We start from the raw sequence: 12,830 nt of genomic DNA, 5'->3' as shown, positions 1-12,830 counted from the left end.
ACGACCGCCAAATCATGACTGACGAGAATATAGGTCAGCTGTTCACGCTCCCGCAGATCCTTGAGAAGGTTCAGAATCTCCGCTTGTATGGAGACGTCGAGTGCCGAGGTGGGCTCATCCAACAGAAGGATTTTTGGTTCGAGAATGAGTGCGCGGGCAATCGCAACGCGCTGCCGCTGCCCGCCGGATAGCTGGTGCGGATAACGATAGCGGAAATTGAGTGGTAAGCCGACATCGGTCAGAACCTTTTCGATACGCTCCTGTTGGCGGTCCTTGCCGTGGATTTCCAGCGGCTCTAACAGGGTGCGGCCGATCGTATGACGCGGGTGGATGGAGCCAAATGGATCCTGAAACACAAGCTGCTGTTTGGCAAGCTGGACTCGTGTCCGCTTCTGCCCGATCTTCTCGCCATCGATCTCGATCGAACCGGTCCACTGCTTGTTGCGGCCTGCAAGTGCGCCCAGAATGGTGGATTTGCCGCAGCCGCTTTCCCCGACAAGGCCAAAAGTCTCGCCCTTCGCAACTTCAAAGGAAACCTCCTTGACAACCTTGAGGGCTGTTTCGCCATGGCCGTAAGATACAGCCAGATCATGGGCTTTGATCATCGTCATGTTTAGTTCTCCAACCATGCCGGATCGCGACGCAAAACTTCCAGCCTGTCCTTGGGATGATCGAGGCTCGGAAGTGCGTCCAAGAGACCGCGGGTATAAGGGTGTTTGGCTTGATCAAGATCGACTGCGGCGATCGTTTCGACGACGCGGCCGGCATACATGATGATGACGCGGTCGCAGAAACTGCGCACGAGGTTGAGATCGTGGCTGATGAAGATCAAGCCGATGTTACGCTCGACCACAAGGTCGTCGAGAATAGAGAGGACCTGCTGGCGTACTGTCACGTCGAGCGCTGAGGTCGGTTCGTCGGCGATGATCAGGGAAGGCGATGCGATCAGCATCATCGAAATCATGATGCGCTGGCCCATGCCACCTGACACTTCATGTGGATATAAATCGAAGACACGTCCAGGATCACGGATATTGACGCGTTCCAGCATGGCAAGCGTGCGTCTGCGTGCCTCTTTCGGGGTAGCATTTTCGTGTAGGATCACCGTTTCGGAGATCTGCTCGCCAACGGTCATGACCGGGTTCAGCGAATATTTCGGATCCTGCAGGATCATGGCAATGCGCCTTCCGCGAATAGAGCGCATCTCCTCTTCGCTCGCCCTGAGCAGATCGATATCCTCGAACTGTATGCGGCTGGCCTTGACGATCGCCTGCGGAGGCTGAAGCTGCATGATAGCGCGGCCGGTCGTGCTCTTGCCCGAGCCAGATTCGCCAATGATGCCGATCTTTTCGCGGCCGATGGTGAAGGATACGTCACGCACGGCAGTGGTGACGCCCGAAAGCGTCGGGAACTCGACGGACATGTTCTCAACCGTCAGAATAGTGTCGGACGTGTTAGCCATTGCGGGGATCCATGATGTCACGTAGCCCGTCGCCGAGCAGGTTGAAGGCAAGGCTGACGGTCAGGATTGCGATGCCCGGAACCGTCGTCAGCCACCATGCGTCGAGCAGGTACTGACGGCCGGAAGCAGCCATTGCGCCCCATTCAGCCATCGGCGGCTGTGCGCCAAGCCCAAGGAAACCGAGCCCGGCTGCCGTCAGGATGATGCTCGACATGTTAAGCGTCAGGCGCACGATGATGGAAGGCGCGCAGAGCGGCACGATATGGCGCCGCAAGATCCTTCCCACCCCGGCGCCCTGAAGTTCTGCCGCAACGACGAAATCGGCATGGCGAAACGTCAGCGTTTCGGCACGCGCGAGACGCGCGATCGGCGGCCAGACGGTGAGCGCGATGGCAATGACTGCGTTTTCGATGCCAGGCCCGAGTGCGGCGGAAAAGGCCAGCGCAAGGACAAGGCTCGGAAAGGAGAGGAAAATGTCGGTGATGCGCATCAAGACGACATCAACCCATCCTCCAAGATAACCGGCGGTCGCGCCGATCACGAAACCGATGGGTGCGACGATGATTGTGACCAGAATGGTGATGTAAAGCGTTGTGCGTGCACCATAGATGAGCCGCGAAAACACGTCGCGCCCGAATTCGTCGGTGCCGAACCAGTGTGTCGCCGACGGCGCCTTGAGCGCGATCAGAAAATCCTGCGCAAACGGGTCATGTACCGCGATGATCGGCGCCAATGCGGCGACGACAATCAGCAAAAGGACAACGGCGAACCCGGCGAATGCGAGCGGGTTGGCAACGAGGCTGAGCCAGCCTAGGTAGACGCTGTGCAAACGTGCCTGTCGAGACGACGTGAAGTCCTCGCTGATCAGCCAGTCGTGCAGGTTTGAAAAAGTAGCGGACTTGGCCATTAGCGGGTCCTCGGATCGATGAAGCGATAGACGATGTCGGAGAGCAGGTTGATGGCGATCGATATGATGCCGATCAAAAGCACGCTTCCGAGCACGGCGTTCATGTCCGCGAAGAAGAGTGCCGATGTGAGGTAGGAGCCGAGGCCGGGCCAGGCGAAGACTGTTTCGATCAGCACCGTGCCGTCCAGCAGGCCGCAATAGGCAAGCGCAATAACAGTCAGGAGCTGGACGCGGATATTGCGGAAGGCGTGCCGCCAGACGATCGGTCTCTGCCCGAGACCTTTGGCGCGTGCGGTCAGAATGTATTCCTGGCGGAGCTGTTCCAGCATAAAGCTACGCGTCATGCGACTGAGATAGGCCATCGAAGCATAACCGAGAATGATGGCCGGTGCGATGATATGGTGAAGTGCGCTCCAGAAGACATTCCAGTGACCGCCCAACGCGGAATCGATCAGGATGAAGTTGGTGCGAGCCTGCACGATACCTTCGTCATAAAGATAGATCCGGCCACCCGGCGGAATTGCTCCAAGGTAAGCGTAAAAGACGAGGATGACGATGGTGCCAAGCCAGAAGATCGGGGTGGAATAACCCAGAAGACCAACCACGCGGGCGAGATGGTCAACCCATGTGCCTTTGCGCACAGCAGCGATGACGCCGAGCGGGATGCCGAGGCCTGCACCGATGATGGTCGCAAGCGTGGCCAGTTCGATCGTTGCCGGAAAAACACGGGCGAGGTCCTTGGAAACGGCCTGCTTGGTAATGATCGACTGGCCGAAATCGAGATGGACCACGTCATTCAGATAATTGCCGAACTGCACATAGATCGGCCTGTCGAGGCCCATCTCCTTGTAAACACGATCGTAGGTGGCCTGGTCGGCCTGATCGCCAATGACGGCAATCACGGGATCGGCCGGAACCATGCGGCCCACCGTAAAGGTAATCATCATCAGCCCAAGCAGCGTTGTCAGGATCACGACAAAGGATGTTGCGATCTTGGCCGCAGCTTTAGGAAACGGCGATTTCCTGCTCGGCGGGGCATCGGAGGTTTGGGTAATGCTCATGCCACTGTCCTTGAAGTTTTTATCGTCACTCGCCCTTGGTCACGGTGTCCCAGCGGGTGAGCCAGGTCGGATGCCCGACATAACCTTTCACCTCGTTGCGGACGGCCTTCGGGTCGGTGCGTTGAAATGATGTGACGAGTGCCGGCGAAGACCGCAGATAGGCTTCGTTGATCCGCGCATAGAGTTCATCGCGCTTTTCCTGATCCGTCTGGTGCGCTGCTGCGGTGACCATGTTCTGGATCTCCTTGGGCACGTCCCACGCGGATCGCCAGGCCACCAGGCCGGACAGTTTCGCGTCATCGGCATTGTTGGCATTGGTGGCGTAGGATTGCAGGACGGCATGCGGATCGGGCAGGCGCTCACCTGTTCGCGAGGAGAACAGCTCGAACTGGCGGGAGCGGAATTTTCCGATCTGGTCGCCGATCTGAAGGTCGAGCTTGATGCCGGCCTTGGCGGCATTGTTCTGGAGCGAAACGCCGACTTCGGATTCCGGCGTGCCGGGCTGAGCGAAATAGACCTTCGAGAACCCGTCAGGGTAACCCGCCTCGGCGAGCAACTGCTTTGCCTTCTCGATATCGAGTTTATAGGGCATGTCGAAGGATGCGCCCGGCAGTCCGCCGGGGATAATGGTCTGCTGCTTGATTCCGTAATATTTCATCACCGAACCGGCAAGGCCGTCATAATCGATAAGGTAGCGGAAGGCTTCCCGTACCTTCGGGTTCGAGAGGATCTCGTCCTTCTGGTTCAATGCCAGATAATAGAAACCGAAACCCGGCACCTTCTGCACGGTCACCTTGCCATCTCTTTCGAGACCGGAAAGATCCGTGGATGACAGGCGCGTTGCCACGTCCACGTCGCCCGCGTCGATCTGCAGGCGTTGAGCCGACGATTCCGGCACATGCCCCAAGTAGACGCGTTTCATGGCGGGTTCGCCCTTCCAGTAATCCTTGAAAGAATCGGCGATCAAGAGTTGGTTGGAGCGCCAGGTGACAAGCGAATAGGGGCCTGAGCCCGCGTCGGCGGTCTGAAGATAGTTTCGTGCCCAGTCGCCATCCTTTTCCTTGTTGGTAAGAAAGGCACTATCGACAATCGACGTGGAAAAACTGGCCAGCGAATAAAGAATGAGGTTTGGGTTCCAGACCTCGGGTGTCTCCACAACAAGTGTCCGGTCGTCGGTAGCCCGGATAAGCTGATCGACATTTTTCGCCGAAAATCCCCACTGACGCAGATCGGTGGAGGGTGCCAGACCAAGCTTGACCAGCCGATGCAGCGACCATTCAACATCCCTTGCCGTGACAGGATTGCCCGAATGGAAAGTGACGCCACGACGGATCTTGAACGTGAAGGTCTTTCCATCCTCTGAGATCGTCCAGCTCTCAGCCAATGATGGCTGCGGATTCGTGATGTTATCCGGGGGCAATGAAACCAACCGATCATAAAGGTTTGCAACAACCTCGGCAGCTTCCAACTGGTTGATCTCATGCGGGTCGAGGCCCCGCATTGTCGTCATCATGATGGCGATGACCAACTCGTCTTTTGGGGTCGCAGCCGCGATGGGTCCCAGCGGCGCAACCGTCATGGCGCATGTTAGCAATGCGCGTGTTAGCGTTCTCATGTCAGCCTCCCAAGGCTCCTCAACCTCACCAAATCGAAATTTCATATCGACATGGATTTCAAATCTGATATATCAAATTTCACACAATTCGAACCTCGTCAACGGATTTTCGAAAAATGACCGCTGCCAACCTGTCCACTTCAGGCAATGCCGACTTTGAAAAAATCGATGCCAGCTTCCAGGTCACGGTGCGCGATCACGTGCATCGCGCCATGCGCAGTGCGATCATTTCCGGGCGGTTTGCCCCGGGGCAGAAGATCAACGAACGACATCTCGCCGAACAGTTCGGGGTGAGCACGACACCGATCAAGGAGGCATTGCGCCAGCTCGAGACCGAAGGTCTGGTCGAGGCACTTCCAAGGCGCGGCGTCATCATCCGGTTCAGTAGCTCATGGGCGGAGGAAATGATCCTTGCGCGGGCTGCACTCGAATCGATGATTGCGCATCTCGCGGCCAAGCGCATCGATGAGCAAGGCAGGGGCGAGCTTCAGGCGATCGCCAACTATATGAAGGACGCAACCGCGTCCGGAGATGCAGATGGCCTCATTGCTCTCAACGAGAAGTTCCATGATCACATCCATCGCAGTTCGCAGTGCGGTTACCTCTCCAAACTGATCGAGCGCCAGCAATTTTATGACGCCAGCATTCGACGTGTCATCCATCTGGATCCGACTGAACGGCAAAAGGCGCTCAATGAGCATGTCGCAATCGCGGATGCGATTGCCGCGGGGGACGCCGACAAGGCGGAGCGCATCATGCGTGATCACGTCGTCCGCTCCGGCGACACGTATCTCGGAATCGTTTTCAAGAAAGAGGGAGAAATCTGACGTGAGTGATAAACTTCAGACCGTGAGGACGGCGCTGAGCGGGATCTCGGGTGTGCCTGTTACACCTTACAAGAACGACGGCTCGATCGATATCGCGAAACTGAAAAGCATTATCAATGGGCTTGCCAGCGCCAGAGTGCATAACCTGATGGCGGCCGGAAATACGGGCGAGTTTTTCACCCTGACGATGGACGAAGTGCGCGAAGTGCATGCCGCGACCGTCGAGGCTGCGGCCGGCAAGTCGCTCGTCAGCGCGGCGGTTGGACGCTCGCTGACAGAGGCGAAAGCGCTGGCGAAGGATGCAGTCGCCGCCGGTGCCGACGCCATCATGGGGCATCACCCGATGGATCCATTCGCGGGGCCGTCCTATCAGGCGAATTATTTCCTCGAATTGGCCGACTTCTCCACGGTACCGGTCATTGCCTATGTGCGCAGTGACGCCTTTTCTGTTGCCGATTTCCGCAAGCTCGCCCTTCATCCAAACATTGCCGGCATCAAGTTCGCATCGTCAAACCTCATGCTTCTTGCCGAGGTCATTCGCGCGACGGCCGACGCTTCCGCCATCTGGGTTTGCGGACTGGCCGAAGGCTGGGCGCCGGCATTCTACGCCATGGGAGCGAAGGGGTTCACATCGGGTCTCGTCAATGTCTTCCCGGAGCGGTCGCACGCCATCCATAAGGCACTCGAGGCCGGAGACTATGCAGGCGCTCGTGGTCTGATCAATTCGATTGCAGGCTTCGAGGCGCTGCGCACCAAGTACAACAACGGCGCCAACGTGACGGTGGTGAAGGAAGCGCTCGGCATGCTCGGCAACGATGTCGGCCCGGTACGTGTACCCGGCGTCGTGGCGCTGAATGAGGACGAGCGCTCGGCGCTCCGCGCGATCGTCGATCGCGTCAAAGCCGAAGCCCTGGCTGCCTGATCGGAGACGAGACGTGCATATTACCGGTATCAAGACATACATGCAGCGTGTGGATGATCGTCCGCGCTTGCTTTTGAAGATCGAGACCAATGAGGGCATTTCCGGCTGGGGCGAATGCTACAATCACGGCCCGGACTGGGCGTTGCCGCCGCTGCTCGACTATCTCTTCCACCAGATTGAGGGCGAAGATCCGCGCCGCGTCGAATTCCTTATCCTGAAACTCAACCAGCAATGCCGCTTTCCCCCCGGAGCCCTCGGTCTTGCCGCGATTTCTGCAATTGATCACGCATTGTGGGATATTGCTGGCAAGGCTGCAGGTCTTCCCGTCTATATGCTGCTAGGCGGTAGCGTGCGAGATCGGGTACGGGTCTATTGCGGTGTCTATACCGCGCCGGATCCCGAACAGGTGCTCGAACAGACCCTCAAGCTCAACGAGGAATACGGCTACACAGCCTTCAAGCTCAGCCCTTATCGCCGCGACCTGCATTCCGGTCGCTGGGGCGAACTGGTGAAGGAAACGGGGGACTGGTTTGGTCGCATCCGCGAAATAACGCCCTCGCATTTCGAGTTCGCCTTCGATGCGCATGCCAAGATTTTCGAACCTTACAAGGCGGTGCAGCTTGCCGCCGCTATCGCGCCGAACGATCCGCTCTTCTATGAGGAGCCGATCCGGCCGGAACATATTCCGGCATGGAAGGAGTTGAAGTCGAAGGTAAACGTGCCGCTCGCCACCGGTGAATCGCTCTACAATCGCTTCGAATTCCTCAACCTGTTGTCCCAGCAGGGAGCGGATATCATCCAGCCGGATATCTGCGTCGTCGGGGGTGTATCGGAAATGCGGCGTATCGCGACGATCGCGGAGGCCCATTACGTCACTGTCGCGCCGCATAACCCGATGGGGCCCTTGGCAACTGCCGTCAATGTGCATTTCTGCGCGGCACAGCCAAATTTCCAGGTGCTGGAGTTCAAGCCGCATGTCCATGCGCCGTGGGCGCTCGATCCCTATATGCCCGTGGATGGTCACATGGGGCTACGGCCGGACCGTCCCGGCTGGGGCATTGAGATTGATGAAGAAGTGCTACGAAACGATGACTACATCCACTGGGAACGCAAGGTTACTCGCAAACCCGATGGCGCGACTGCTTATCCTTGACTCAGGGAGATTGCCGCTTTCTGGCGGCAATTTCAACCAGCCCATGGTGCTGTCGATCAATGCTCATAGGAGTAGACCATCACCCTGCCACGCAAAACGGGCTGATTTCGTGAGCGCGAAAGGCCTTCAGGTAAATATCGGGTCTTAAGTTCGTAAAGGTTCAAGGCGGAGGCTGCGGCGGCTTTGCGCCCAATAGCGGTCATGGCGTCGATGCTATCCCTAAAAACGCCCAGCGTGTCCGCGATAGCTGCCGGTTGAGCGTGGGATCCCACTTCGCAGTGAGTAAAGATGGTGTCTGGCGAGCCAATGCTGTAGTGCGCCAAGTCCATGCATGTCATGCGTTTCCAAGAGTGGTCGGATGAAAGATGCCAATATTGGCTTCGGTGCGGCAGCAGCGAATGGTCAGAACCAACGGCGAACCCTAGCCTTGTAGCGGCGGTATTCGTCGCCAAACTTTGCTTCGAGATAGCGCTCTTCGCGCGCGATCACCTGCGTCTGGATGATGATCAGCACCAACGGGAGCAAGGCCAGGGCGATCGGCCCGTCGAAGCCGATCGCAAGGCCGGCATAGATGAGCGCCATTGCTAGATACATGGGATTGCGAGTCCAGCGATAGGGACCTGTCGTTACGATTAGGGTCGTCGGCTGCGTCGGTGGAGCGTTGGTGCCAAGCCGCCGGAACAAACCGGCCGCCGCAAGCATCATCGCCACGCCGGCAACGAAAAGCAGCACTCCCGTCGTGGCCAGCAACCGCCATTCGATGCCGAAAGAGCGTAGGGTGACGAACCGCTCCGCCAACAGTCCCAGCAGCAGCGCTCCCAGATAAACGAGTGGCGGAGGGAAGCGCACACCCGCGCTATCTGGTTCGACGGCCATGCTCATCCTCCAATCTGCGCTCTCAAACCAGCATCGACTGCTGCGCGAAGATACCCGCCATCGCGCCTTGCCATGTTGCCGTGGTGACCGAGGGGATTCCGGGGTTGGCGAGGTCGCCGGCGGCATAAATGCCGGGTATGCTGGTTTCACGGCGCTCGTCCGTCTTGATAGCGATGCCGGTCGGCGTGTTGACCGTGTCGAGCCCGAGTGTTTCATGCAGGCTTGCGGACGGCTTGTTGCGCGGATGCGCGAACAGGATATCGACTGCGACATCGGGGCCGGTATTGAGCTTGATAGTGGCATTGTGGTCCCCGTGACGGGCGATCCCGGTGATCCGACCATCAACGACAGGTACCTTTCGGCCCGCCAGATCGGCCCTGATCTCGGGTGTGATGTCGTGACCATCGGCGAAGACCGTCAATGTGTCGGTCCAATCGTGAAACAGCCTGACCTGATTCATCGACTGTGGACCAGACCAGACGAGGCCCCAATGCTGGCCGGCGACCTCGAAGCCGTCGCAGTAGGGGCATGGGATGACGGATGTGCCCCAGCTTTCGGCGAAGCCTGGAACAGCCGGCATCTGGTCGACAACGCCATAGCTCATGATCAGGCGGCGCGCGCCAAGGCTTTCGCCATCGCCAGTGAGGACGGAGAAATTGTTGATGCTACCGGAGATGTTTTCGGCGCGGGCATTGACCAGCCTGATTGCGGGATAGCGCTCCAGTTGCTGCCGCGCCTGGGCCAGGATTTCGGACGGTGGCTTGTGATCGTGGCCGAGCACGCCGTGCGAGCGGCCGGCGAAGCGATTGCGTGGCAGGCCGGTATCGAGAACGATTACTTTGCGGCGGGCACGGCCGAGTTGAAGGGCGGCGGCGAGGCCGGCAAAGCTGCCGCCGATGATAATGACGTCATTCATGGTCATAGGCTCCGTGTTGCTGATAGAGGGGATGGAATTAGGCTGTGCGGTCGCCTGGGCACCGGGAAGGCCGATGGTAGAGAGCGCTGCCAGCTTCAAAAGCGTTCTTCGTTGCATGGCACCCTCGTAGATTAAGTTGACGCAATTTAGCTTGCATATTTTAGATACTGGATGGTATCCTAAATTCAAATAACGATACTGTCAAGGATCGCAAATAGCCATGAGTGAAAATGTCCAAAACCGACGCGGCCGGCCCGCTAACGAGGCGCTTGGTCAAACGATCATCGATGCCGCGTGCGAACTGTTTGAGGAACTTGGATTTCATGCGGCGACGTTGGATAAGGTCGCGCAACGGGCGAAGATATCCAAGCTCAGCATCTACAAGCACTTCGAAAGCAAGGAGGCGCTGTTTGGCGCAGCTTTTGCGGCCCGCTGCCAGCAGTTAGTGCCGCAGAAACTCTTTGAAGGCGTTGATGGTTCAGCCGAAGATCAACTCATGGCGGCGGGATCGTCACTGCTTCGCACGCTTTTGCGCCCGGAGGTCCGCAATGTCGAAGCCATGGTCATGGCCGATACGCCAAACCAGACGTCGTTGAGCAAGCTCCATTACGAAGCAGGCCCTGGGCATATCATTGCGCAAATCGAGGGTCTGTTGCGTCAGTTGCATGCAAAGGCGCTTCTGAACGTGCCCGATCCTCTCCAGTCCGCCCGCTTGTTCGGTGCGCTTTTCAAGGGCTCAGATCTTTTGATTATCGCACGCTTCGACGAGGCGAAAGCTTCGGACGACAACGAGATCGAATCCTATTGCCGCTCGGCCGTCGCCATGTTCATTGCTGCGCACAGGGGCAGCGAAGATGCGGGTGGATAGCCGGACGAAGCCGCGAAAGACCATTTGCTTGATATTTCGGGTGCTTGCACGTAGATCAACGCGCCGATCGATGGCCACTTCGGGCCGAGAGCCGCCCCATTTGGAGCGGCATTGGTTGCCCCGAACGTGAAGAAATAACAACGCCGGAATAGCTACTGGACAAGCGGGGCGCGAGTTCGAATCCGTTGTTCAAGAGCGAAGCGTTTAATCACTCAGCATTGAGGGTTATATGAGCGCCAAGGATAGGGTTCGATCTTGGCAATCTTCGCCATATAAGGACAATGATCTCGATAGGGCTAGAGTGGACTTGAAGACCGACATACCAGTTTGGAGGCTGTCATCTCCGTGCCAGTTCAACCAGCAGGTTTGCAGCCCGCCCATGCTTGCCCTTCGGGGATGCTACCAAGCCGAAGCGGCGGCACAATGACGGATCGAGCCGTACTGTCCGCAGCCCTCTCCGTTTCTCAGGCAGAGTCGATTCCGGAACGAGGCTGACGCCCACACCTTCCCTGACGAGCGCGACCGCACTGGTCCAGTCCCGCACTTCCATTCGCACATCCGCCAGTGTTAGCCCGGCCGCTTCGACGAGCGTGCGCGCATGGAGATGGCACCCACCGGTAGCGAGCACGAACGGTTCCGCAGCCAGATCAGCAAGGGAGACGGTTTCACGTCGTCCAAAGCGATGCGCCGTTGGTACGACAGCGACCCAAGCATCCTGTCCAATCAGTACGGCATCGCTGTCCGGTCGCGGATTGAGGAGGACGCCGAGGTCTATGGATCCGGACTCAAGCCAAGACTCGACCTCCCGATCATCCGTTTCAAGTGCAATCAGTTCAATGCCTGGATGGAGGGACCGGAAGCGTCGCAGGAGAGGCGGCAACACAGTTGAGAAAACACTTGGAAAGGCAGCGATCCGAACGGAGCCGAATTCCTCGCCGGCGGCCTCGGCAGCCTCTTTTCCGATGGCGTCCAGGTGCGCCAAAGCAGCGCGGGCATGGTCGACCGCCCGCTCTCCGAAAGCCGTGAGTTCGACACCATGCCGGTGGCGCGCCAACAACTTCACGCCCAGGCTTTCCTCTAGCATCGCCAGTGCCTGGCTCATTCCGGATTGCGTGACGCCGACATTCGTCGCTGCGGCGGTAAAGCTCCCCGCTTCGGCGACCGCAATCAAACTACGGATTTGGGTTAGGTTCATAGTAGCAAAGCTTATATCAGAAATCTAAGGCAGTAATTTTTCTTATTCCAAGGGATCTGTCAATGTCCGCCGACAGCCGATAGGAATGGAACCCTCCCATGAAACTCTATTTCGCCAGTGCGACCTGCTCGTTCGCTCCTCACATCCTGCTTCAGGAATTGGGGCTATCCTACAATCTAGTCAGGGTCGACAATCGCACAAAGCTCATGTCAGAGCCGGGCGATTTCCTGACCATCAATCCCAAAGGCTATGTGGCGGCGCTCGCGCTCGACACCGGGGACGTTCTGACCGAGGGGCCGGCGATCCTCCAGTATCTGGCGGACCTGAAGCCGGATTCGGGCCTGGCCCCAGCCAATGGCACCCTGGAGCGCGCCCGGCTCCAGGAATGGCTCAACTTCGTCACCAGCGAGATTCATGCTGGATCGAGCCCGCTGTTCAACAGAGACCTGCCGGAGACGGTGCAGGACCTCTTCGAGACGAAGCTGACCCGGCGTTTCGATTTCATCGAAACCCGCTTCGCGACCCAAGATTATCTGATGGGCAACCGCTTCACGGTCGTGGACGCTTACCTCTTCACGGTCCTCGGCTGGATGAAGGGCTTTGGCATTGACCTCAGCCGCTGGCCGAAAGTCGCAGCCTACATGCAGCGGATTGCGATTCGCCCTTCGGTCGCGGCGGCGCTGGAGCGGGAAGCCGCAGTCGCGTTTGTGGCGTGAGCAACTGCCTTTCAGAATAGGCGAGGGACCGGGACGTGTGCCGCGTCGCCGTTTATGGGGACCGGTGGCGTGGGCGCGGCGATATCTGCGGCGCCCTTGTTCGCGCTCATCGGGGTGGCGCCCGGATCATCTCTATCTGTGGGGGTGCTTATGTGCTCGCGGCCGCCGGTCTGCTTGATGGTCGCCGCGCCACGACGCACTGGCGTTTCGCCGAGCACCTGGCCTACCGCTATCCTGCTATCAAGATCGACGCGACCTGTCTCTATGTCGATGAGGGGGACATTCTGACATCGGCCGGCAGCTCGGCAGGCA

General features: G+C 58.4%; 14 protein-coding genes. 6 read left to right on the top strand and 8 right to left on the bottom strand.

Annotated features, from left to right (window positions below):
• The 5 genes from T18_RS22865 to T18_RS22845 all read right to left on the bottom strand — a co-directional run.
• On the bottom strand, nt 1-605 hold a 605-nt coding region (locus T18_RS22865; RefSeq protein ID WP_323455258.1), incomplete at its 3' end, for an ABC transporter ATP-binding protein.
• Between the two features lie 8 nt (nt 606-613).
• Complete coding sequence (locus T18_RS22860; protein ID WP_038496988.1) at nt 614-1,462, bottom strand: ABC transporter ATP-binding protein; 849 nt, start codon at nt 1,460-1,462, stop codon at nt 614-616.
• The gene (locus tag T18_RS22855) at nt 1,455-2,369 is read right to left on the bottom strand and encodes an ABC transporter permease (RefSeq protein ID WP_038496985.1); all 915 of its coding nucleotides are present in this window, start codon (nt 2,367-2,369) and stop codon (nt 1,455-1,457) included. The genes T18_RS22860 and T18_RS22855 overlap by 8 nt, the downstream gene beginning before the upstream one ends.
• Complete coding sequence (locus tag T18_RS22850) at nt 2,369-3,430, bottom strand: ABC transporter permease (protein WP_038496982.1); 1,062 nt, start codon at nt 3,428-3,430, stop codon at nt 2,369-2,371. Before T18_RS22850 ends, T18_RS22855 begins: the two co-directional genes overlap by 1 nt.
• 25 nt (nt 3,431-3,455) lie before the next feature.
• Nucleotides 3,456-5,045, bottom strand: coding sequence for an ABC transporter substrate-binding protein (locus T18_RS22845; RefSeq protein WP_038496979.1), 1,590 nt, complete (start codon nt 5,043-5,045; stop codon nt 3,456-3,458).
• Nucleotides 5,046-5,161: 116 nt separating this feature from the next.
• Here T18_RS22845 and T18_RS22840 point away from each other — a divergent pair, with 116 nt between their 5' ends.
• The 3 genes from T18_RS22840 to T18_RS22830 are packed head-to-tail and all read left to right on the top strand — an operon-like array spanning nt 5,162 to nt 7,947.
• Nucleotides 5,162-5,872, top strand: coding sequence for a GntR family transcriptional regulator (locus T18_RS22840; RefSeq protein WP_080863776.1), 711 nt, complete (start codon nt 5,162-5,164; stop codon nt 5,870-5,872).
• A gap of 1 nt (nt 5,873) precedes the next feature.
• Nucleotides 5,874-6,794, top strand: coding sequence for a dihydrodipicolinate synthase family protein (locus T18_RS22835; protein ID WP_038496975.1), 921 nt, complete (start codon nt 5,874-5,876; stop codon nt 6,792-6,794).
• A gap of 13 nt (nt 6,795-6,807) precedes the next feature.
• On the top strand, nt 6,808-7,947 hold the full coding sequence (locus T18_RS22830) for a mandelate racemase/muconate lactonizing enzyme family protein (RefSeq protein ID WP_038496972.1): 1,140 nt from the start codon (nt 6,808-6,810) through the stop codon (nt 7,945-7,947).
• Nucleotides 7,948-8,349: 402 nt separating this feature from the next.
• On the opposite strand, the gene T18_RS22820 is transcribed toward T18_RS22830, so the two are convergent.
• Nucleotides 8,350-8,823, bottom strand: coding sequence for a methyltransferase family protein (locus T18_RS22820; RefSeq protein WP_038496965.1), 474 nt, complete (start codon nt 8,821-8,823; stop codon nt 8,350-8,352).
• 22 nt (nt 8,824-8,845) lie between these two features.
• Nucleotides 8,846-9,739, bottom strand: coding sequence for an NAD(P)/FAD-dependent oxidoreductase (locus T18_RS22815; protein WP_038497523.1), 894 nt, complete (start codon nt 9,737-9,739; stop codon nt 8,846-8,848).
• 220 nt (nt 9,740-9,959) lie between these two features.
• On the opposite strand from T18_RS22815, the gene T18_RS22810 reads away from it, so the two are divergent.
• Nucleotides 9,960-10,607, top strand: a complete 648-nt coding sequence (locus tag T18_RS22810; RefSeq protein ID WP_038496962.1) for a TetR/AcrR family transcriptional regulator — start codon at nt 9,960-9,962, stop codon at nt 10,605-10,607.
• A gap of 337 nt (nt 10,608-10,944) precedes the next feature.
• On the opposite strand, the gene T18_RS22805 is transcribed toward T18_RS22810, so the two are convergent.
• Nucleotides 10,945-11,802 (bottom strand): LysR family transcriptional regulator, encoded by an 858-nt coding sequence (locus T18_RS22805; protein ID WP_038496959.1) that lies wholly within the window; start codon nt 11,800-11,802, stop codon nt 10,945-10,947.
• A gap of 98 nt (nt 11,803-11,900) precedes the next feature.
• Between T18_RS22805 and gstA the strand changes: the two genes are divergently transcribed.
• A complete protein-coding gene (gene gstA, locus T18_RS22800) occupies nt 11,901-12,518 on the top strand; it encodes a glutathione transferase GstA (protein ID WP_038496956.1) in 618 nt (205 codons plus the stop codon).
• Between the two features lie 35 nt (nt 12,519-12,553).
• Nucleotides 12,554-12,830: DJ-1/PfpI family protein (locus T18_RS27865; RefSeq protein WP_323455253.1), on the top strand; the 277-nt coding region annotated here is incomplete at its 3' end.

The organism is Rhizobium sp. TBD182, assembly GCF_001950375.1.
GTDB lineage: Bacteria > Pseudomonadota > Alphaproteobacteria > Rhizobiales > Rhizobiaceae > Agrobacterium > Agrobacterium tumefaciens.
The sequence above is the reverse complement of the archived record's forward strand: the minus strand, read 5'-3'. Positions and strand labels throughout refer to the sequence as shown.

Coding starts and splice junctions, on each gene's coding strand:
- T18_RS22860 (WP_038496988.1), bottom strand. CDS start 1,462: ATGGCTAACACGTCCGACACTATTCTGACGGTTGAGAACATGTCCGTC.
- T18_RS22855 (WP_038496985.1), bottom strand. CDS start 2,369: ATGGCCAAGTCCGCTACTTTTTCAAACCTGCACGACTGGCTGATCAGC.
- T18_RS22850 (WP_038496982.1), bottom strand. CDS start 3,430: ATGAGCATTACCCAAACCTCCGATGCCCCGCCGAGCAGGAAATCGCCG.
- T18_RS22845 (WP_038496979.1), bottom strand. CDS start 5,045: ATGAGAACGCTAACACGCGCATTGCTAACATGCGCCATGACGGTTGCG.
- T18_RS22840 (WP_080863776.1), top strand. CDS start 5,162: ATGACCGCTGCCAACCTGTCCACTTCAGGCAATGCCGACTTTGAAAAA.
- T18_RS22820 (WP_038496965.1), bottom strand. CDS start 8,823: ATGGCCGTCGAACCAGATAGCGCGGGTGTGCGCTTCCCTCCGCCACTC.
- T18_RS22815 (WP_038497523.1), bottom strand. CDS start 9,739: ATGAATGACGTCATTATCATCGGCGGCAGCTTTGCCGGCCTCGCCGCC.
- T18_RS22810 (WP_038496962.1), top strand. CDS start 9,960: ATGAGTGAAAATGTCCAAAACCGACGCGGCCGGCCCGCTAACGAGGCG.
- T18_RS22805 (WP_038496959.1), bottom strand. CDS start 11,802: ATGAACCTAACCCAAATCCGTAGTTTGATTGCGGTCGCCGAAGCGGGG.
- gstA (WP_038496956.1), top strand. CDS start 11,901: ATGAAACTCTATTTCGCCAGTGCGACCTGCTCGTTCGCTCCTCACATC.